Annotated in this window: 17 protein-coding genes; 5 read left to right on the top strand and 12 right to left on the bottom strand. The window is 50.7% G+C overall.

Translation table 11 applies throughout. The features are described from left to right. Positions 1 to 209: 209 nt before the first annotated feature. From ALIPUT_RS10700 to ALIPUT_RS13365, 3 genes are read left to right on the top strand one after another with little or no spacing between them, the layout of a single operon-like run. Positions 210 to 3,242 (top strand): SusC/RagA family TonB-linked outer membrane protein, encoded by a 3,033-nt coding sequence (locus tag ALIPUT_RS10700; RefSeq protein ID WP_004329976.1) that lies wholly within the window; start codon positions 210 to 212, stop codon positions 3,240 to 3,242. Positions 3,243 to 3,285: 43 nt separating this feature from the next. After that, entirely contained in the window at positions 3,286 to 4,638 is a 1,353-nt protein-coding gene (locus ALIPUT_RS10705; RefSeq protein WP_004329977.1) for a RagB/SusD family nutrient uptake outer membrane protein, read from the top strand. After that, complete coding sequence (locus tag ALIPUT_RS13365; RefSeq protein WP_081443389.1) at positions 4,605 to 4,820, top strand: RagB/SusD family nutrient uptake outer membrane protein; 216 nt, start codon at positions 4,605 to 4,607, stop codon at positions 4,818 to 4,820. The genes ALIPUT_RS10705 and ALIPUT_RS13365 overlap by 34 nt, the downstream gene beginning before the upstream one ends. A gap of 465 nt (positions 4,821 to 5,285) precedes the next feature. Here the strand turns inward: ALIPUT_RS13365 and ALIPUT_RS10710 are convergent, their stop codons facing one another. The 4 genes from ALIPUT_RS10710 to ALIPUT_RS10725 form a co-directional block, all read right to left on the bottom strand. Further along, the gene (locus ALIPUT_RS10710) at positions 5,286 to 6,653 is read right to left on the bottom strand and encodes an MFS transporter (protein WP_040293927.1); all 1,368 of its coding nucleotides are present in this window, start codon (positions 6,651 to 6,653) and stop codon (positions 5,286 to 5,288) included. Between the two features lie 294 nt (positions 6,654 to 6,947). Then, positions 6,948 to 7,484 (bottom strand): GNAT family N-acetyltransferase, encoded by a 537-nt coding sequence (locus ALIPUT_RS10715; protein ID WP_004329980.1) that lies wholly within the window; start codon positions 7,482 to 7,484, stop codon positions 6,948 to 6,950. A gap of 72 nt (positions 7,485 to 7,556) precedes the next feature. After that, the gene (locus ALIPUT_RS10720; RefSeq protein WP_004329981.1) at positions 7,557 to 8,897 is read right to left on the bottom strand and encodes an aspartyl protease family protein; all 1,341 of its coding nucleotides are present in this window, start codon (positions 8,895 to 8,897) and stop codon (positions 7,557 to 7,559) included. Between the two features lie 6 nt (positions 8,898 to 8,903). Next, positions 8,904 to 10,184 carry a mechanosensitive ion channel family protein gene (locus ALIPUT_RS10725; protein WP_004329982.1) on the bottom strand — a complete coding sequence of 427 codons (1,281 nt, stop codon included), beginning with the start codon at positions 10,182 to 10,184 and terminating at the stop codon, positions 8,904 to 8,906. A gap of 331 nt (positions 10,185 to 10,515) precedes the next feature. Here ALIPUT_RS10725 and ALIPUT_RS10730 point away from each other — a divergent pair, with 331 nt between their 5' ends. Next, positions 10,516 to 10,881 (top strand): arsenate reductase family protein, encoded by a 366-nt coding sequence (locus tag ALIPUT_RS10730; RefSeq protein ID WP_040293932.1) that lies wholly within the window; start codon positions 10,516 to 10,518, stop codon positions 10,879 to 10,881. Between the two features lie 55 nt (positions 10,882 to 10,936). Here ALIPUT_RS10730 and ALIPUT_RS10735 read toward each other — a convergent pair whose 3' ends face one another. Both ALIPUT_RS10735 and ALIPUT_RS10740 read right to left on the bottom strand, forming a co-directional pair. Next, entirely contained in the window at positions 10,937 to 11,542 is a 606-nt protein-coding gene (locus ALIPUT_RS10735) for a flavin reductase family protein (protein ID WP_004329985.1), read from the bottom strand. A 50-nt stretch (positions 11,543 to 11,592) separates the two neighbouring features. Further along, positions 11,593 to 12,669, bottom strand: coding sequence for a winged helix DNA-binding domain-containing protein (locus tag ALIPUT_RS10740; RefSeq protein ID WP_004329986.1), 1,077 nt, complete (start codon positions 12,667 to 12,669; stop codon positions 11,593 to 11,595). Positions 12,670 to 13,044: 375 nt separating this feature from the next. Here ALIPUT_RS10740 and ALIPUT_RS10745 point away from each other — a divergent pair, with 375 nt between their 5' ends. Next, complete coding sequence (locus ALIPUT_RS10745) at positions 13,045 to 14,898, top strand: BACON domain-containing protein (RefSeq protein ID WP_004329988.1); 1,854 nt, start codon at positions 13,045 to 13,047, stop codon at positions 14,896 to 14,898. 98 nt (positions 14,899 to 14,996) lie between these two features. Here ALIPUT_RS10745 and ALIPUT_RS10750 read toward each other — a convergent pair whose 3' ends face one another. The 6 genes from ALIPUT_RS10750 to ALIPUT_RS10775 all read right to left on the bottom strand — a co-directional run bounded on the left by ALIPUT_RS10750 (position 14,997) and on the right by ALIPUT_RS10775 (position 21,230). Further along, complete coding sequence (locus tag ALIPUT_RS10750; RefSeq protein WP_004329989.1) at positions 14,997 to 16,610, bottom strand: RluA family pseudouridine synthase; 1,614 nt, start codon at positions 16,608 to 16,610, stop codon at positions 14,997 to 14,999. Positions 16,611 to 16,700: 90 nt separating this feature from the next. Continuing rightward, the gene (locus ALIPUT_RS10755) at positions 16,701 to 17,102 is read right to left on the bottom strand and encodes a hypothetical protein (protein ID WP_022460352.1); all 402 of its coding nucleotides are present in this window, start codon (positions 17,100 to 17,102) and stop codon (positions 16,701 to 16,703) included. A gap of 377 nt (positions 17,103 to 17,479) precedes the next feature. After that, complete coding sequence (locus tag ALIPUT_RS10760) at positions 17,480 to 18,478, bottom strand: virulence RhuM family protein (RefSeq protein ID WP_040293936.1); 999 nt, start codon at positions 18,476 to 18,478, stop codon at positions 17,480 to 17,482. Positions 18,479 to 18,483: 5 nt separating this feature from the next. After that, entirely contained in the window at positions 18,484 to 19,335 is an 852-nt protein-coding gene (locus ALIPUT_RS10765) for a hypothetical protein (RefSeq protein WP_004329992.1), read from the bottom strand. Between the two features lies 1 nt (position 19,336). Next, entirely contained in the window at positions 19,337 to 19,927 is a 591-nt protein-coding gene (locus ALIPUT_RS10770; RefSeq protein WP_004329993.1) for a hypothetical protein, read from the bottom strand. A 7-nt stretch (positions 19,928 to 19,934) separates the two neighbouring features. After that, entirely contained in the window at positions 19,935 to 21,230 is a 1,296-nt protein-coding gene (locus tag ALIPUT_RS10775; protein ID WP_231290547.1) for an AAA family ATPase, read from the bottom strand. Between the last annotated feature and the right edge of the window lie 105 nt (positions 21,231 to 21,335).

Consider the following 21,335-nt stretch of genomic DNA (forward strand, 5'->3'; position numbering starts at 1 on the left):
AACCGGTATTTTTCCGCTGCTTTGTCGGGCAAATGGCTTTTCCGCGCCGGTCAGATCTTAAATTGGTCAATATGGGATTTGAAAGGAGATAAATCCGAATATACGTGCTTTTTTTGATTATTTTGAATACGGTTATTTGCTTATGAAGCAATTAATTTCTATATTTGCTCGGAACTTTTATTTCAAACTCAATTTTTAAATTAACGCTTATGATTAAGAAAATTGTACTATCGTTAATTACTGTACTGAGTTTCTGTTCGTTGGCTCTTGCGCAAAACAAGCAGGTGACGGGTACGGTTACCGATGAGAAGGGAGAACCTATCATCGGTGCTACGGTTGTGGCAGAGGGTACGTCTGCCGGTACGACGACCGGAGGAGACGGGCAGTTTACATTGACGGTTCCCGCCAATGCGACGCTCTCGATCTCTTTTATCGGTTACGAAACCCAGAAGGTGAGCGTAGCCGGTAAGACGCATATCGACGTGACTCTCGGGGAAGAGGCTACGGGCATCGAGGATGTCGTGGTGATCGGTTATGGTACGGGTAAGAAGATCGGTTCGGTGATTGGTTCTGTAGATCAGGTGAAGTCCGAGAAGATCGAAAACCGTCCCAGCACCAACGTCGTGGACGCTTTGCAGGGTCAGGTAGCCGGTCTTCAGATTATGACCGGTAACGGTGAGTTGACTTCGACTTCTTCGATCCGTATTCATGGTCTGGGTTCTATGGGTGCCGATACGTCGCCGCTGATTCTGTTGGACGGTGCGCCGATTCAGGCTTCGACGCTGCAGACGATCAACCAGAACGATATCGCTTCGGTGAACGTCCTCAAGGACGCTTCGGCGACTTCGATCTACGGTTCGCGTGCTGCCAACGGTGTTATCTATGTGCAGACCAAAACCGGTCGTCGCAACCAGGAGAGTGTCGATGTGACGCTTACGGGACAATACTCCATGTCGAGTGCCGTAGCGCCTGAATTGAATATGATGAGTGCGAACGAGATGTTGGATTATATCGGTGCGGCTGTTGCCGTTCGTTTGTCGGGCGATGCCTTGACGACTCCTGATAAGATTGCGTCCGGCCGTCAATATTTTATCCGTAATTTCGGTCTGGCTAAGTTCATGGATGAGAACTATAATCCTATGAATGACTACAAGTGGTGGAACGAGATTCTTGAGAGAAATGCGCCGATGTATCAGGTCGATCTGTCGGTTTCGGGCGGCTCGGCGAAGACCTCTTACTATTTCTCGGGTAACTATGCCAATAAGACCGGTATTCTGCCCGGTTCGGAGTTGGATCGTTACAACTTCCGTACGAATATCGATACCAGGGCTAACAACTGGCTGCGTTTGGGCTTGAACCTCGGTTTGGGTTATCAGCACAGTTCGGTTGCTGATACGGATGAATCGATGGGCGGTCTGTATGTATCGAACCCGGTGATGGCATCGTTGATTACGCCTCCTTACCAGCCTCTCTATGACGATAACGGTCAGATGCTCAATTTCTTTGATGCTACCCAAGCCATCAACCCGTTGATGACTGCAGACTATATGCCTCGCTGGCAGAATCGTATTACGATGAATGGTATGGCTTTCATTGAACTGACTCCGGTGAAGGGGCTGACGATCCGCTCCTCTCTTGCTGTGGATGCTTTTGACTGGCGTTCACACGGTGCTTCCAGCCCTGAAACTCCTACTCCTTCGGGTAAGTTCGGTACTGGTAGTGCCAGTGAACTGTTCCAGCGTTTCTATGAATGGACTTGGACCAATACCGCCGAGTACAAGCATACTTGGAATGAGGTTCATAACTTTACGGCGCTGCTCGGTGAGGAAACCCTCTATCGGAATAACAACAGCTTCTCTGTAGCTTCGATCGGTATCACCTCTTCGCGCTTCCTGAATATCGCGATGGGTACGGAAGTTTCCGGCGGTCTGCCGACCTACAGCATCGCACAGTCAGCTTCGAATTCTGTATTTGGCCGTCTTGAATATAACTTCGCAGAGCGTTATTTCATCAGCGGTTTGTTGCGTAACGACGCAAGCTCGCGTTTCGGTGAGAACAACCGCAATGCGCTTTTCTGGGCTGTCGGCGGTATGTGGAATATCAAGAATGAGACGTTCCTGCGCGACAATCAGACTATCAGTGATTTGAGTCTGAAAGTGTCTTACGGTACACAGGGTAACTCCGGTATCGGTGACTACAACCACCGTCAATATATGGCTGCGGGTTCGGCTTACGGCGGTTACACGACTTGGATGGTATCCGGTATCGGTAACCCTGATCTGATGTGGGAGAGCCAGAATACATTGACCGTGGGTGCCAATATTGAGTTGTGGAGAAAACTCTCTCTCTCGATTGAATACTATCGCCGTCAAACCAACGATATGCTGATGTCCATTCCGTTGGCTCCGTCAGGTGGTTACAGCGGTCGTGCCGGTAACGTCGGCGGTATGCGCAACTCCGGTATCGACCTTTCGTTGAACTACGATATTTACGCTTCGAAAGACTGGTTCGTGAATTTCCACGCGACTTTCAACTACAACAAGAACCAGCTGACCGATCTTTGGGAACCGGGTCTTGAATTCGCTTATATGGGCAACGGTCTGCAGGCTTACAGCGTAGGTGATCCGTTCCCGACTTGGACAATGCAGGAGTGGCGCGGTGTCGATCCTGAAACCGGTCTGGATACCTGGACTACGGCAGACGGCGGCATTACTTCCAATTTCAACCAGGCTGCTTTGGTGAATCTGGGTACTTCGCTTTATGCGCCTTATACCGGCGGTTTCGGTGTGACAGCCGCATGGAAGGGACTCAGCCTGACGGCAGACTTCTCTTGGGTTCACGGCAACTACGCGCTCAACAATACGATGTATTTCGTTGCTAATGCCGATATGGGACTCTCTTCCCAGTTCAACCAGTGCGACCTGGCATGGGACTATTGGCAGCAGGAAGGCGACCAGGCGAGATATCCCCGTCTGGACCAGGCGATCAATTTTGACAGCCGTATGCTTGAGAAGGCTTCGTTCCTGCGTCTGAAGTATATCCAGTTGGCTTATACGCTCCCGAGCCATATTATGGAGAAGACGAAGTTCATCAAGGGCCTTAAGGTTTGGGTCGGTGGCCGTAACCTCTGGACTGTGACGGGCTATAACGGCCTGGATCCTGAGGCTGCAGAGAAGGGTGTCGATGTCGATACTTATCCGAATACGCGCGAGTTCACTTTCGGCCTTGAGTTTAAGTTCTAATTTTCAGTGTTCATTATAAAAAAATAAATACAAGGCTTAGACTATGAAAAAGATAATAAATTCGATTTTGGCATTCGTTACCCTCTTTTCTGTGACGTCGTGCGACTTGGATATGGACCCCGAAACGGCGATCCGGCCCGAGGATGCGTACACCATGGAATATTGCGAGGGTGTGAGAGGTTACGTTTATGTGGACCTGAAAGCGCTCCTTTCCGGTGGTTTCTACTCGATACCGGACCTTTATGTGGATGTTCTGAATGTTTGCATCGGTAGCGGTAATCAGGGTATCTATCCTTTCAACTGGCGTTTGCATCCCACTGATCAGGATGTAACGTCGTTCTGGTCCAGTTATTATACGACGATGATGCATATCAACTATGCGATCCGTCATATGGATGCAGCTTACGAATATCTTACTCCCGACGAGCAAAAGAAAGTGGATGTTTACAAAGGCGAGATGTATTTCTTCCGCGCCTATGTAATGCACCGTGCCGCGCTGCTTTTCTGTGAGGACTATGATCCGGACAAGGCCGCTGATCAGTTGGGTCTTCCCTATCTGAAAGAGTGGGAGCCGGAAGCGAAACTGGCTCGCGGTACGTTGGCAAAGTTGTATGAGAACGTAGAGGCAGACCTCGTAGAAGCTGAAAAAACCGTGACTGCTCAGGGTACTCCGACGGATCAGATTTACCTGACCAAAGATGCCATTACCGCATTCCGCGCCGAGCTGGCACTGCATCTCCACCAGTACACGGAGGCCAGCCAGTATGCCCAGTCGCTTTACGGCACCTATCCTTTGGTGACAACGGCTGAAGGTCTCGAAAGAATGTGGCGCGAGGATACTTCTACCGAGAATATCCTGCAGTTGGAGGTATTGCGTACGACCATGACGACTGTGAACTCGTTCGGTAGCTATCTGAACAGCAGCTGGAAGCCGAATTTGGGGGAATACTTTTATGCTCCTACTTATATTCCGGAGCAGCATATTGTCAAGTTGTTCAAAGATGCCGATTTCCGTACGGATATTTTCCTTGTTAAGAATGCCAATGTTACGATCAGTGGAAATAAGGGGGTCGGAGTTCTTATTGGTAAGTTCCGCGGTAACAAGAATTTCCAGACCAATACGACTACGTTGGTTTATCGCAACAGACCTAAGATGTTCCGTATCTCCCAAATGTATCTGGTCGATGCCGAGGCGCAGTATCGTTTGGACCCTGCTAAAGGTTTGGATCCGCTGAACCAGTTGCGTACGGCCCGTGGTCTGACAGCCCTTACGGCGGATGATGTGAAGGATGATGTTACGTTGCTTGACGGCACGAAGATATCTGGACTTTTCAATGCTTTCAGGAAGAGCGCGGCCGCGAGATGCTTGCCGAGGGTACGCGTCTTTACGACCTGAAGCGTTGGGGGCAGGGTTTCCGGCGTAATGTCAATACGAGTCTTGCTCCTTTGGTTGACAATGTGTCTTATTTGCAGACTATGAAACAGACTGCTGGTAGCCCGAAGTTCGTATGGCCTATTCCGAATAGCGAGCTGACGCAGAACCCGAATTTCGGTAGCCAGAACCAGGGATATTTGTAATAGATATCTTTGATCTGACAAGATATGTGAAGGATCGACCCGTTACGGGTCGATCTTTTTTATTTTGCGATCATATTGAATGAATGGGTTGGTATGGATTCTCCTTTTTCGTTGAGAGGTTCAGCTTCTCTTTTCTGACGCGGTTTGGAAATGGATTCGGGATTCCGGATATACTGTCGCAGGAGGATTTTCGGACCTTGCAGTCTGATGCAAATAATCCGGAATAATGCAATATGCCTGTTTTTTCTTGGTGATAAGTGGGCTTTATCGGTCGGGATATTTTTGTCAATGTGGTGCGTGTCCCGGGGTGTTCGGGAAAGCAGTGATATTTATGTGTTCGTTCGTAGTACACTTCCGGATTTTGTTGCCGGGCACGAGCGATGCCGGTGGCGTTGTCTTTTCTCTCTTTTGGGTATAGGGAAAAGGGAGGGGAGGATCCGCAAAACAGTGTGTCGGAGGCGGGATTCAGGCTTTTCCCTTGCTTCGGGTAAGGCCCTGCGGCAGGGAGAGCGATAGCCGTGAGAAGCTGACGACGGAACCGGCCAGGGCAAACCCTCCGGCAAGCAACAGGGCGATATGGCAGCCGTTTTCCGGGTCGATATGGAACAGCAGGGCTACCAGAGCCGCTCCGGTCGTCTGTCCCGTGAGCCGGGCTGTTGCCAGCATACCGCTGGCGCTTCCGCTTCGCTCGGGCGGTGCGGAGGCGATCAGGATGCTGTTGTTGGGAGATTGGAACAGGCCGAATCCGAGGCCGCAGAGCAGGAGTCGCCAGACGATGTCGGCGACGTGGGGTTGCTCGGGCAGAAAAGCCAGCAGAACCACGCCCGCCGCCATGATAAGCAGTCCTACGCCGCCCATGGCTCCTGCGTGGATCCGTTCGACCAGCAAGCCGGCGATCGGAGCCACGACCATAATGATAGCGGGCCAGGCAGTGAGGATCAGGCCCGTATGTACTTCTGTATATCCGAATGTCTTTTGCAGGTAGAAGGGAAGCGCGACCATAGCGAGCATCTGGGCGATGAACGAGCAGATCGAGGTGATGACCGAAACCGAGAAGATCGGGATGCGCAGCAGGTCGAAGGGGAGGATCGGATAGGGTTTGTGGAGCTGGCTGCGCACGAACAGTGTGCCGATGACGACCAGCAGAATGACGCTTATTCCGATATAGCTGGGTTTGAGGCCGTGCGAGTAACCTTCGATCGAAGCGATCAGCAATCCGAAGGTGAGGGCGTTCATCAACCCGTCCCGCCAGTCGAAGTGGCGGCCCCGGATGCGTACCGGATTTTTAGGCAGGAATCGGTAGCTCAACAAACACGCGATGAGTCCGATCGGGATGTTGATAGCGAAAAGCCAGGGCCAGGTGGCGATGGAGAGAATGCCCGAAGCCAATGTGGGGCCGGCCACCGAGGAGACGGCTACGACCGTAGCATTCACGCCCATTCCGCGTCCCAGGTGCCGGCGGGGGTATATCAGGCGGATCAGCGTGGTATTGACGCTCGTGATGGCTGCCGCCCCGAATCCCTGGCAGACGCGGGCCGTGACCAGCGTGGCGAGAGAGTCGGACAACGTGCAGCCCAGTGAGGCGACGATGAAGATACCCAGTCCCCCGATGTAGATTTTACGGTAGCCGATCACGTCGCCCAATGCTGAAAACGAGAGCAGGGAAACCACGATGGCTAACTGATAGGCATTGACGATCCAGATCGAATTGGCCGACGAGATGCCCAGCATACGGGCCATGGTCGGCAGAGCGACGTTGGCGATGGCTCCGTCTATGACCGAGAGCGATACGCCGAAAGCTACGGCGAGGATGGCCCAGAATCGGGTCGGCATGGGAAGGCCGTCCCACTCCCTGTTGCCGGCCAGACGGGGTGCTGCACCCTGTATCGGAATTTGTCGCAGACCTGCTTTCATCGTAAAAGAATCCTCTTGCAAAGGTGCGGAAAAAGCCGCGTGCAAGGTAAATTTATCGGCATTTTGCCGGGCGAAGTACCTAAAGCGGAGGCAAAGGTACGAATAAATACGGTCGGATGGACCGTCCGTCGGCATTTTCGGGTGTCTGGAAGCAGCCGGATATTTGTGGGAGAAAACGACCGGTTCGACGTTTTGCGGGGCAGGATGTGCCGGTCAGAGGATTTTCTGGAATGCGATGCGAGGATCTCCGGCGTAATGTATTTCTCCGCAGCGGACGAAGCCGAATTTGGCCAGCAGGCGGAGCATGCAACGGTTGTCGAAGTTGGTGTCTATCCGGAAGCTGCCTGTGCCGCGCTCCCGGGCCAATGTCATGGTGCGGCGCATGAATTCGGTCGCTATGCCCTGTCCTTTGACCTCCTGTGCGACGGCCAGACGGTGCAGGACGACGTATGGGGCTTGGTCGAGCCACGTGCCGTCGATTTCGGCATAGGCCGGTTCGCCGTCGAAGACGACAGCCCCGTAAGCGACGACGAGTCCTGTGTGAGTACATAGTACGTGGCCGTATCCGCGGTCGATGTCGTCCGTTATATGTGCCGCCGCCGGGTAGCCGTTCTGCCATTGGCGACTTCCCCGCAGGCGCATCTGCGCCTGGGCCTGGCGGATGATCGTGCAGATACGCTCCAGATCGTCGGGAAGTGTCGGGCGGAAGAGCAGACTGTCTGTCTGAAGGACGGTTGTCGTTGCGTTCATCGTCTTGCGAAAAATTTTTAGGAAGGGACGGGCAGTTCGGTCGTGCAGGGTGCGGGACGGAAACCGCCGGATTTATTCCGCCGTAACGAACATCCGGCCGAAGTCGAAGACGATGCGGTCGAACTTTTCGAAAAGGTCCATTCCGAGCGAACCGAAATAGGGTTGTTCGGATGCGGGGCCGAAGTCGGCTGTGACAGTCACCTTTTTCAGGGTGCGGGAGCCGTCGCCGATCGTGAAGGTTATATTCTTCAGGTCGTAACCCGTACCTCGCAAAATTCCGCCGAAACCTCCTGCGGCCGTTTCCCGCTTTTTCCCGCTGCGGTCGATCTCTTCGCGGTGCAGGGTGTAGTAGTTCGGCGAAAGTCCCGTGCGGGAGTTGCCCGTGTCGAAGACCATCGGGACGGTGTCTTTTCCGGCGACGAGCGTGTTGAGAATATATTGTCCCGAGGAGGTGTCGTGCATCAGGTTTCGCCCGCTTGCAGGTGTCGGTTCCGGAGTGGCGGGCAGGAGAAAGAAACCCTCTTTGGGGCGAAGCTCGATCTGGCCGGCCAGACGCATGAAGTCGGTGCCGAGGACGGCTTCGATATGGCCGATTTGGTCCGAAGCCTCGTCGTTGTCGAAGACCATGAAGTAGGGGTGGCGGATCGTGACCGGTCCGATCTGCATGGAGTCGGTCGTGGCGAATTTCACGAATCCGTTGCCGCCGATACCGCTCACGGAAATCGAATCGCAGATGATTTCGAGGTCGTGGCGCTTGGCGAATTCCGCCGAAACGAAGCTGGCGCCGCTGCAACCCGTGTCGAAGATGAAGCGCTCGGTGCGGCCGCCGATCGTTATGTCGGTATAGAAGTTATGGACCTTTTTGTCCGTGCCGTCCAGCGGGCTTTTGACCGTTTCGCTTCCGACGGTCAGCGGCAGCCGGATTTCGCCGTCGGGTTTCGTGAGCGACGTGCGCGGATGTCGGGCCATGGTTTGGAACCACCGTTGGGTCGCCAGGGTCGAAGCCCTCTCTTCCTCGCTCTGTCCGGCAGCGAACTGGGTGAGCAGGTCGGCCGCCTGTTCGTAGGCGCCCAGCTCCTGCAGGTTGCCGATAAGCATGGAGAGGAGCCAGCCGAGCATCGAGCCTTCGGGATCGGCGAAGAGTTCCTGTTGGTAGTCGTTGAGCAGCGTTCCGATGGCATTGCAGCTCTCCGGCAGCCGGTTGAAATGACTGCCCAGAGAGGCTTCGCAGAGCAGCCGGACGAAGGGCGACAGTTCGTCGCGGATCTCCGGGTAGCATGCTTCGAGCCGGAACCACTCCTGGGCGTTGATCAGAGCGGCGGCCTGTTCGTCGGCTGTCGGTACGGCAGGCTGTTCCTCTGCCGACAGGGGCAGGGTGAAAACGAGGAAGAGGGCGAGCAGCAGTTTTTTCATAGCGTCTTAATGGTTGGTATCGGTTTTTCCGGTCAGCGTCCGCAGGTCGTTGCCCGAAGGGTTTTGGAAAACGCGCAGGTCGAATTCGGGGATGACGGCCAGCACGTGATCGAATACGTCGGCCTGAATGCCTTCGTACGGGACCCAGTCCACCGTGTCGGTGAAGAAGTAAAGCTCCATCGGGAGGCCTTGTTCGGTGGGCTGCAGTTGCCGGACGAGTACCATCATGTTTTGATTGACCCGTTCGTTCTGCCTGAGATAGAGGTTCAGGTAGTTTCGGAAGACTCCGATGTTGGTTTGGTGCAGTCCGTTGATTTTGTCTTCACCGGAGGGGATGTCGTGTTGCCGGTTATACTCCTCGACCCGCTGCTGGGTCCGGGCGATGTAATCTTTCAGCAGGTCGATGCGCTTGTATCGCTCCAGCATTTCGGGTGTGCAGAAACGGATGCTGGTCATGTCGATATTGATCGAGCGCTTGACGCGGCGCCCTCCCGAGGAACGCATTCCTTCCCAGTTTTGGAACGAGTCGCTCACCAGCAGGTAGGGCGGGAGGGTGACGATCGTGTTGTCCCAGTTGCGGACTTTGACCGTGTTGAGCGTGACCTCCTCCACCGTGCCGTCGGCGCCGTACTTGGGCATGCTGATCCAGTCGCCGACTTTGAGCATGTTGTTGGCCGACAGTTGGATGCCCGATACGAAACCCAGGATGCTGTCGCGGAAGACCAGCATGAAGATCGCGGCCGAAGCGCCCAGACCGGTGAGGAACATCGCCGGAGAGCGGTCGAGAAGAATCGAGAAGACGAGGATGACGGCGACCAGGAAGGCGATGACCTGTCCGGTCTGCATCAAGCCCTTCAGCGGCTTGCCTTTCCACTCCTCCCGGCGGCCCATCAGTTGAAATATGGCTTCCAGCAGGGAATTGACGAAGCGCAGGACGGCGATGACGATCGCTATCTGTACCAGCCGCGTGATCAGGACGACGAGGCCGTTTTGATCGGGAAAGGCGATGGGCAGCATCACCACCACCAGGATCGGGGTGACGATGTGGCACAGCCGCCGCAGGACTTTGTCGTCGAAGATGATGTCGTCCCACGTGACTTTGGTCTGCTTGACGACGCGTCGCACGACCTGCAACAACAGCAGGCGGATCAGGAAGTCCAGCCCTACGCCGATGGCGACGATGATGGCCAGGATGACCCATTGGTCGATGCCGCGGGCGCTGTCCGCAGAGATTCCGATGTAAACGAGCAGTTGGTCGATCCAACTCCGGATGGTTTGTTGCAGCATAAATTCTTCGGTTCCGTTTTTCCAAGACAGGGAAAGGTGAGAGCAATCGTGCGGGACTTGCACGCGAAGATTGTCGAACCGCTTCCGATCTTTTGCAAAGATAGTGAAAGTCGAGAAGAAAACGGGAGCTTACTCTCAGTTTTCCGAGGCGTATCCTATCTTCTGCAAAGATAATGGAAGACAAGCGGTAGGCCAAACTTAATTTTCAGTTTTCTCATCCTTGCATGGCAGAGTTCACGAGCGTCCTCGGCGCATGCTTCGAGCGTCGGTTCGTGCAAATTTGATTCAGCCCTCGGTTTTCACTATATTTGTATTTCGAAATACGATGAAAATGAAACCCTTGTTTATTTGCTATCCCCGTTGCAGCACTTGTCAGAAAGCCCTTAAATGGTTGCAGGAGCGCGGGATCGAAGTCGAAGTGCGCGATATCGTGCAGCAGAATCCCTCCGAAGCGGAGCTCGAAGAGTGGATCGATCGCAGCGGTCTTGCGGTCAATAGATTTTTCAATACCAGCGGTCTGCGTTACAAGGCGCTCAACCTGAAAGAAAAGGTCCGCACGGCTTCACGCGAAGAGCTGATCCGCGTGCTTTCGACCGACGGTATGTTGGTGAAACGGCCTTTGCTGATCGCTTCCGACAAGATTTTGGTCGGATTCCGCGAGCCGGAGTGGGCCGCAGCCTTGTCGGAAAAAAGATAGGCGTTTCCGGCTGTACCGAAATAGGAAGCGGACGGAAATTTTCCGTCCGCAGGGGCTATTTTTTCATTTTGTCGGGTTGTCGCTCCCGTTTGATTCTCTTTTTGCGGCGGACCGACCAGCCGAAGTAGCCCAGCATACGGCCCAGTGCGAAGTATTCGCCGTGCGAATAGACGATGGGGCGGGCTTTCTGCAACTCCAGTTTACCCGTTTCGGAGTCGATGTAGCGGCTGTCGGCCTGGATATTCACCACTTCGGCCAGAAACAGGTCGTGCGATCCTAACGGTAGGATCTGTCGTACGCGGCATTCGATCGACAGGGGAGCTTCGGCTACGACGGGAGCCTTGACGACGGTCGCCGGAACCGGAGTAAGTCCCGTTTCCCGAAATTTGTCGTGGTCGCGGCCAGAACGTACGCCGCACCAGTCCGTAGCGCGTGCCAGCTCTTCGGTGGTGAGGTTGATGACGAATTCACCCGTGCGGCGGATGATGTCGTAGGAGTGCCGCTCCGGGCGGACCGAGATGTAGCACATCGGGGGATTGGTGCAGACCGTACCCGTCCAGGCGACGGTCAGCAGGTTATATTCGTCGGGGGTGGCGCCGCAACTGACCAGTACGGCCGGTAGCGGGTAGATCAGCGTTCCCGGTTTCCAGTTTTCTTTCATTGTTTTCGGAGGAATCTTGCGTGATGTCCCCTGCAAAAGTAATCATTATTTCACAAAGCCTCCGGACTGTTTTCCGACTTTGTTCCGCCGATGAACGAACGGTACCGTGCGATGGCGGCATCCAGTGCTTTGGGGACGGCATTTACCCATAAGGTCGTTTGTATGGTGACGTTCCCTCGTCCTGCGGTTCGTTTCCAATTGCCGACGATCTGTCCGTCGCAAAGGATAACCGGTTGGAAAATTCCGTGGGAGTTGAAGGCTTTGGAGGTGTGCTCTTTTGCAAGGACGCCCGAACGGTCCTTGTAGCCGATCAGGTATTGGTCGTAGGCGGGCAGCAGATGCGTCGTGTCGCACGGAGCGGCTGCCGCAGCATTGCGGAATACGAAAAATTCCCTGTCGCCGAAATGTTCGGTCGTGAGTTCTTCGGCGATGCTCGCCACGGCGCGGCGGGCTTCGGTCGCGGTGAGTCCCGACCACCAGGTGAAATCGGCGAGCGTGGCGGGGGAGTGGCTGCGGAAATAGATTCGGGCCAGCCGGGCCAACGCCTCTTCACGGGAAGGTTCTTCGCCGTGCGGAGCCCGTTCGTCGAGAAGGGCGTAGGTCGCGGTGCCCTTCTTGTCGGCGCCGCTGCAGACGATGCCGTCCGTTTCGGCCCGCATCAGCAGATGCCGCAGCGCATATTGCGAGAGCGGAATGCCCCGCTGATTCAGCGCTTCTCCGATTTCCTCTTTCGTCCGGTGTTTGTTCCCTTCCAGCGTCTTTTGCAGCAGGTTCATGTAGCGGTGAATCGATTTGGAGTCGAGAGCGGCGTCTGTGCCCCGGGCGTAGGAGTCGTTGGCGGCACGGATGCGGTCGGCAGTGAGCGAGAGCATCCAGCGCAGGTCTTTCGAAGAAACGAAATGCCACGTCGGACGCAACAGGTGCGTGCGCAGGATGTCGCCCCTGTTCAGGGCGGCTTCGATCTGTGTGGCATCGGTCGATGCGGTGCGGCAGCCGACGGCCCATTTGGCCATGCGGTAGTCCTGGGCTTGTACGGCTCCCATCCACTCCACGACCTGTTGCGGAGCGTCGAAAGGCGGCTGAACCAATAACTGGTTTTGCAGTCGTAGTGTGATGAGAGGCAGCATTGCGATTTCGTTTTATACCTCTCCGGCCGTGGAAAAATCGGAGCGGATTCTATGATTAAAATATATTGATTCGAATTTTACGCCACAAAGGTACTAAATTGCATTCACGGTGGAGGATGTTCCGTACTTTTCTGTCGAATCGATTGGGATTCAATTATAAAATAGGTATGGGAATCGGCAGACAGGTTGATCGAAGAAAGGTTTTGACCGAAAACAGATTAAATCGGATATTTTTTGTTCTTTTTGTCGTTATTGTAATTTCAAAACGGGAACAAAATTTGTCTTTTACAGAATAATTTTTTAATCTTGTTTTAGAAAGGAAAAATTACTTTATAATATATTTCTCTTATATAGTTAAATTTTAGGCACTAAAATATGAAAAAAATTTATTTTGGGATATTATGCTGTCTGTTGGGGTTTACGACAAGTTGTAGCGATGACGACAATGCGACTGCATTGTTGCAGATCGATCCTTCGACCGACCTGGTTTTCGAAGCTGTCGGCGGTACCAGGACGATCGAGGTTAAGACCGACCAGGCTACATGGCAGGTGGAATCGAATCAGACATGGTGTAAAGTCGAAAAGTCGGACGGCACTCATTTCACGGTGACGGCCGAGGAGAATACGGCTTCGGAACCGAAGCCCCAGGCAGTGGTGACGGTGACGGCCGGTACGGCCCAGGTGGTATTGAAGGTCGATCAGAAAGGGACGGCTACCCCCCCCCTGGCAGGAACTACATTTGAAATTACGCTCGGTGAGCCGACTCCGACCGGAGTGAATATGAAAGTGGTGCCTTCGGACAACGATGCGGTTTACTATTACGACGTTCTTTCCAAGCAGATCCTCGATCAGCACCACTCGGGCGATTTGGCCGTATATATGAAGAATATGATGGCAGAAGCGGTCAAGAATTACGGCTCGGTCGAAGAGGCTCTCAAAAAGTTGGGATCTCAAGGCGAATCGAACTATGCATTCGAGGGGCTGGATCCGAATACCGATTACCTGGCTTTTGCTGCGGGGCTCGATGCTGCGGGCGAAGTGAATACCAAAATCGAGAGTAAGACTTTCAAAACCAAGGAGCTGGCTGCGGGAGCTACTTTTGAGGTGAAGTTCACCTGTTATTATAACGGAGCGGACTTTACGATTACTCCGTCCGATCTCGAGTTTCCGTATTATTCGGCCATCCGTCCGGCGTTCCGCTACCAAGGACTCGACGACGATGCTTTGCTCCAGACAATCATAGCGGAGGACAGCTTCATGCTCGATTTCATGGCTGCTCCGGGCGTATATGAATACAAGAACGAAGGAGTTTATCTGCCCGATACCGAATATTGGGTGCTGATCTTCGGTTGGGCAGCCGGTGCTCCGACCACTTCGATTCAGAAATTCCCGTTCCGCACGAGCAAACCCAATATCGATCCGGCGGCGTGCCAGTTCACGGTGACCCATTCTGACCTTACTTCGCGCGGAATGAATATATCGATCGAGCCTTCGGACGATACGGTACCTTATATGTTCGATCTGATCTCCGAGGCCGATTACGAGCGGTACAAGGCCGATATGAAGGCTTACGTGACCGAGTATGTGGGGCAGGACATCGACAATCTCGATAACAACCGGGTGTGCGGCCAGTCGGGTTACAGCTATACGAAGGTGCTCGAACCGGGAACGAAATATTATGTATGGGTGGCCAGCATCGACGAGTTCGGCAAGCCTCAAGCGGATGTTTATATCTCCGATCCTATTACGACGCTGCCTAAAGCCGTGAGCGATGCGACGGTAACGGCGACTATCGACAAATACTTCAACGGCGACGACCTCTATGCACTCGATAACGAGAAGTACGCGGATTGCCGGGGGCAGGCCTATGTCATGGTGACTTTTGCGGCCGAGAATGCGAAGGAGTGGTACGGAACGATGGTCGCCGAGGATCCGAACGATCCGACCAGTGCGATTTCCGACGACGAGGTTATCGAAACGTTATTGGTCGGCGGTACGTGGTGTCCTACCGGCAAGCTCTACCTGTGCAAATGGGATACGGAGCATACGATTCTGGCCGTAGGTGTCGCTGCGGACGAGAATCCGGGCGTACTGTTGCGCCAGAGCCATACCTTCACCAAGGCGGGCGCGGCTCCTGTTTCCGAATTCGTGGCACCTGAATCCCAGGGCGTGCGTACCGGGACAATGAAAATCGCTCCGCATGTGGCTTCAGTCAGGAATTACAAGTAACAAATGATAAACCGGATGAAATAGTTCCGGTTGGGGTTAATAAAAGTTAAATGGTGGGAAAAGCGGGCACGTGATGTCTCCGCTTTTTCTTATTGATATTAGAAATCCGCCGGTTTTTCAATCGCTATCCGATCGCCTGTCGCCGGATGGCGGAATTCGATCCGTTCGGCATGCAGAAGCAACCGCCGGCCGGCTGTTCCGTACAGTCGGTCGCCCGCGATCGGAGCATTGAGTCCCGATGGATGGGCCGCATGGACGCGCAACTGGTGCGTGCGGCCGGTCAGCGGGTAGAAGGCGATGCGGGTGCGGCCGTTCCGGAATTCCAACACTTCGTACTCCGTGATCGCCGGCTTTCCGTGCAGGGGATCGACCGCCTGTCGGGGACGGTCGTGGAGGTCCGGTCGCAGGGGTAGTTCGATACGTCCTTTCGGCGGGGTTATCCGCCCCTCCAGCAGGGCGATGTAGCGTTTTCGGACGGTCCGGTGTTTGAATTGGGCCTGGAGATCCTGGTGCGCTTCTTTGGTCAGGGCGAGCAGCAGTACACCCGAGGTGTCCATATCGAGGCGGTGGACGACGAGCGGTCCCGTAGCTGCGGGATAACGCTCCCGAGCCCAGTCGAGGATCGACGGAGCTTCCGATTTTCCAGGAACGGAGAGCATCCCGGCAGGTTTGAAGACGGCGGCTATCCAGCGGTCTTCGTACAGGAGCTCCGGGGCGGACTGCGGGCAGGCGCGATCGGGTTCGGGCTCGACGTCGAGTCCCCGAAGCATGTGGGCGAGAATCGGGCCGCATTTACCTCGGCAGGCGGGATAGTAGTGTCCGTGACGGCGGATTTCGCCCTTCGGCGAGGCTCCCCACCAGAATTCGGCGATCGCCAGCGGTGTAAGCCGGTGTTCGAAAGCGTATTGCAGCAGTTTGGGGGCCGCACACTCCCCTGCACCGGCCGGGGGTGTACCCTGCGGAGTCGGTGCGAATATTTCCGCCAGATCGCGTATCTCTCCGAGGGCGTTGAGCAGACGGAACTTGCGAAATAGTTTTGCCTGAAGAGCCGCAGAACGGGCCTTACGCTCGCAGCGCAGGGATTCGATTCGTTCCGCGATGGAGGTTCGTTGCGCGTGAAGCGATGCGAGCCGATTTTTCCAACTCTGTTTCAACCGGTGCAGCTCCGCTTTTTCGTATTGGCTTTCCCGGACTAAAGCCGTCTGCGTATTTTCGTCCGGGTGCTCCCTGCGTCGGGCTTCTCGGGCGGTTTTTGCGATTCGCATCCGGGCTTTTGCGGCTGCGATTTCCCGGGCGACTTCTGTTTCCGTTTCTTCTATGGTTCGGAGAAGTTCCCTGTAGCGGCCGGCCGTTTCGAGGGTTTCGATTTGCCGGTTCAGGTCCGAAATGGAGGCCTCTTCGGTGCGGAAGAAATCACCGGGCCGCAACATGTCGTAGATGGGCGGGACAAAGTATTCGTGGCTGTTGCTGCCGGCCAGATTACCTGAAAATGCGGCCAGAAAGCCCACAGTTCCGGCTGGATCCTTCACGACCAGCACCCCGAACATTTTACCCGCAGAGAGTTCTTCGGTCCACTCTTTCCGTTCGCACAAGTAGGCTCGCAGCTCCCGGGCCGCTAATTCGCACAGCGGATGCGGGGTGTAGTGGAATGGGTTGTTGAGCCGCGTCGGAAGCGAGAACGAAGCGATGGAGTGTCGGAAACGATGCAACATGGGTACTGTCTGCGGATTCGGGTAGTCGGACCGAAAAAATATTTCGGGAAAAATGGCCGGAGTCGTTTGCTGCGACTTCGGAGTAGTTTGTTATCGTTCCGTTTCGGAGTCGATCGGCAGGGAGCCGATCGGTTTTGTGACGATACTATCGACCACGAATTTCGAGAATCCCCGCCAGGGAAGCGCTCCGAAATACTCCTTGTAGTGGAGTTCGATGTTTTTGCCGCCCAGCAGCATCAGCTTGCGGGCGAGCGCTTCGTTTTCGACGGAAAATTCGAATTCGTAGGATTGGATCGTACCGGCCGTTTTGGACCGTATGCCGGATTGGATCAGCTTGCCTTCGTAGGTTTTGAAGACGAGCCCTTTATAGACGACATAGTTCAACTCTCCGCTTTTGACGCCCTCGCCGAAGACGAAGAAGAAGCGGATGTAGAGGAATGCGGTCAGGGCGACGATAAGTAATACGGTGAAGACGATCCAGCGTTTTTTCATGCTTGCGGCGATTTGTTCCGATGCAAAAATAATCATTTAATCCGATTCCGGTCTTCCCTTCGTATTTTTTCCGGGAACCGGAGCGGAAGGCCGGGAAACGCTTGCGGGGGCGAATCGTCTGTCCGGCGGCATAGTCCGGGGTGCTATTCCTGCCGACCGTTTTGCAGCAAATACACAATGTTATAAAAAAAGAGTTGCATTGCTGCAACTCTCTCTCATTCTGTGGTGCCACCAGGAATCGTAATTTATTTCCAAATAGCTGAATATCATTACTTTCTAAAAGCAACTCAACCGTAATCTCCTCCGTTTGCTCCACCAGTGACTTGCGTTGTTCTGCGCAAGGTTGCGTGAAGGTTTCCAAGGGCAAAGGTAGTGAATTAGTTTGAACTATTGTCATTCTTGTTCTTTAATCTTTTGATTTCTTTATCAAAATCGCTTTCAAGCAGTTCCATTTCGCGTTTGCGATAAATGGCAAACTCCTTTTCTGCCTTCTCAATCGCTTGTTTATGCGAAATATTTCCCTTGCCAATCAAAACCTTACGCTTGTGTGCTATGATTTGGCTATCCAGTGCCTCTATCCAATCTTTCATTGTCATAGGATTCATTTCCAATGCTTGGAACTCGGCAAAGTCCAAGAAACCGGAAACAAGCAGATTCAGACGTTGGAGTTCAATCGCAGTCAGATAGTTCTTAGCGATCTTTACGTCATCTTTAGTTACATAGTTCCCCTTGAAGTTCGTCATGCCTACAAACGGCTTTTCATTGTCCACGCGATTGTATATCACTTCGGCAGCAGTATTCTCATGAACTGCATAATGCAGTTTGTTTTGTACGGTGGCAAAGAACATCTTTGTCATCTCATCGCGTGGATCATAATCCGTAGCCGTAGCATAAATATCGGTGACTTGCTGATAAAAATTGCGCTCGCTACTACGAATATCCCTAATGCGTTGCAGCAACTCACGGAAATAGCGGTTACCCCCTTGCTTTAAGCGTTCATCATCCATAGCAAACCCTTTCTGGATATACTCATGAAGTCGTTGTGTTGCCCAACGGCGGAAACGAGTAGCCACTTGCGACTGAACACGATAGCCCAAGGCAATAATCATGTCAAGGTTGTAGTGCTCTACTTCTCGTTCAACCTTACGAGAACCTTCTATTTGAACTGTTCGGAATTTCCGAACAGTTGCCTCCTTTGCTAGTTCTCCATCTTCAAATATATGCTTGATATGCTCACTTACATTCGATTTGCTTGTTTGGTATATCTCAACTAATTGTCCCTGAGTCAGCCACAAGTCTTCATCAGCAAAGCGCACAGACACACGAGTTATCTCGTTATCGTCCTGATAGAGTATTATTTGGTTTTCTTTGTTCATCATAATTAGTGATTATCTTTTTTCTTTGAATTTGAACGATAAAGCCTGTCGGTAATTACACCCCTAAATATATCCTCATTGAGAAACTCTAAAACACGGTTCAAATCTGCAACATTATTTGTCGGTAAAACCAATTCTTTATTTTCATTTATTTGTGCATTAACTCCGTATTTGTTTAATAGGCTAGTTTTTGTTCGAGGTGCTTTTCTCATAAAAGCTGAAATATTGTCTGTATTCGATAACAACTTTATAAGCCGACGCGTCTTTATATTTGCAATATGCTTTATACTTTCAGTATTTACATTAATTCCATCTATTTCTCCAAAGGATTCAATTTCAGCATTTGTAGCCTCGGTAACAAAATCTATTAGTGAGAATATTTGATTTGCGACTGTATAACTTTGAAAATACAGTTTCCCCTCCTCATATAGTGCATGAATCTTATCTTCAACAATAAAAGCAGAGTTATTCATTTTTGCAAATATATTTCCACATTCAAACTGCAAGACCATTTTTCGTTGTAACATGTTTCTCTTATTAAAGACCTGAAAATAGAATTTTCCGTCATCGTAATAAAAGATACTTTTAGGCATATCTTCATTTATATTGTATTCAGACATATCAGCCTGATTATATGGTATGCGAGCAAAATCTTCAGGTAAGTCATAATGTACATATGTTATATTCTCCCCGTTCCGGCTAATGATATTGCCATCGAAAACATCTTCTTCTATACCTTCTGGTTTAAATATAGCACCTCCATTTATAAATATATTTTTAATCTCTGTTACTATCTCTTCTTTAAGAGAAATGTGTTTTACTGTATTATCGGACATCAATGCATAAAATTGGCTCATGTTATTTCTCGTTAATTATTAAACCCATATAATCTGTCACTTCAATAAACTTTTTAATCTCATTCTTATTTCTGATACATTTTCCAGAAATTAGTATGTAGGTATTTTCTTCTGTATATACTTCATAATAACGATACCCCCATATTGAACAAAGTAAATTGTAGTTATTGTTATTGTAACTTGCAATCGCGATAAAGCAGCATTGAAGTATTATGCAAACAAATAATACCATAAAATCAAGTTTGTCGGCAAATATTGTTAACCAAGGGATTATAGATGAAATTATTTGCTCCGCACTGTTCAGAGATAAATTTGAATAAGATTTCACTTGAATGGTTTTTCCTTCCTTGTGTTTGTTGGATTTTCTATAAAGAAAAATTTTAATACCGATAAGGCATATCAACATAAATCCGAAACTAATATTGATGCCCCACCATTCAAAACTAGTAGGAAATATCTTATTTTCTAGCATATCATCCCATAGTTGAAAATAATTCGTGCTATCCTTAATAACACCTATTAATCCCAGTGACAAGAATGTTGGTGCTGTTACCGTGGCAGTGAACAAAAATTTAGAAATAAAACTTACCATCAGAAAATTATTTTAAAGATGAAAATAATTTATTTATCTCTTCTTCTGTCTCGAATATGGGGGTTGCGCCGTATTCGCCATTGAGGTAACTGTTTTGAAGCATTTTATCAAAACGCACATTATATAAATTATCCATTCGTCCAAATGAACTGATACCGTTATTGTCTTTTTTCATCAACCATATTTCATCTCTCCTGAATATCTTTTGATCCATTAAAGAGCTTTCATGAGTGGTAAAAATCAGTTGACTAGAAACATCTTTTGAATGCTTATAAAACAATAAAATTATTTGCTTAATAAGTGATGGATGTAAGCTACGTTCCATTTCATCAACAATAAAGACTTTTCCTCCTTGAATCAAGTCCAAGATAAGTGGAATATAATCGAATAAACGTTTTGTACCATCACTCTCATCGCCAAGCGAAAAAAGTTCAATGTCAGCTTCATCCATTTTTTTATGCACAGTCATCAATTTCTTAGCCCTAATTTCACCATCAATCAAGTTAATTAAATACAGGTTATCGTCAAATCTTAATGCTCCAAATGCTTCATCAGTATTGGATTTTGATAAATCTGTTTTGATTGCACGTTGTAAATCGTGTGGAATTCCAAGTTTTTCAAATTGAACATCTATTAATTTCACACCATCAACGCCCGTATTGAAGTATCTTAATAGTGCCCCAAAACCACGTTTTAAGTCGTTATCATCAGCCGCTTTAAGTAATACACCTTGTTTGTATGGTGTGTCGGGAAATATAATTTTAAGGGAATTTACAAACCAGTCGATAACTGCATCTAAATCTTTTATATTTGATACATTTTCATGAATGTTACGACTCATAACTTCGTGGAGGAATAATTGCTTTTGTGGCGTTGCTTTTGCTAGAAAAGAAAGGAATTGTGATTCTTCTTCTTTGGGGTTAAGCTTAAGTAGATATGAAATTTCAAATTCAGACTTTTTTGTTTCTCTTTGAAAAATAACACAGTCGCTGTTTTTGTTTATTTGTTTAAGCCATTCTGAACTTATTTGTTCAGAATTGTAACTAAATCCGTATTCATATTTTTTGTTACCACATAGTATGTGATAAATAATAGTGGTATCTCTTTTTTTATTTTCGGAACTCAAGCGAAATGGGTAAAAATCTATCAAATCATCTGTTCTCGTGCCCCTTAGAACAAGCCTTTTCCCTAACTCAATCGCTTTTACGAAATTGCTCTTTCCACCTGCATTCGCTCCAAACATTGCAGCAGACTTTAATACCCATTGTCCTTTAATGGGTTCCGTTTTATGTTCCTTTTTCAAAGTGCCTTTATTAGGTAGAAGAGAGAAGGTTTCCCTGTTCCTAAAAGAGAGAAAGTTCTCAACTATAAATTGCTGTAACATATACTATCTCATTGATTATATAAT

Source organism: Alistipes putredinis DSM 17216 (assembly GCF_000154465.1).
In the GTDB taxonomy this organism is placed as follows: Bacteria; Bacteroidota; Bacteroidia; order Bacteroidales; family Rikenellaceae; genus Alistipes; species Alistipes putredinis.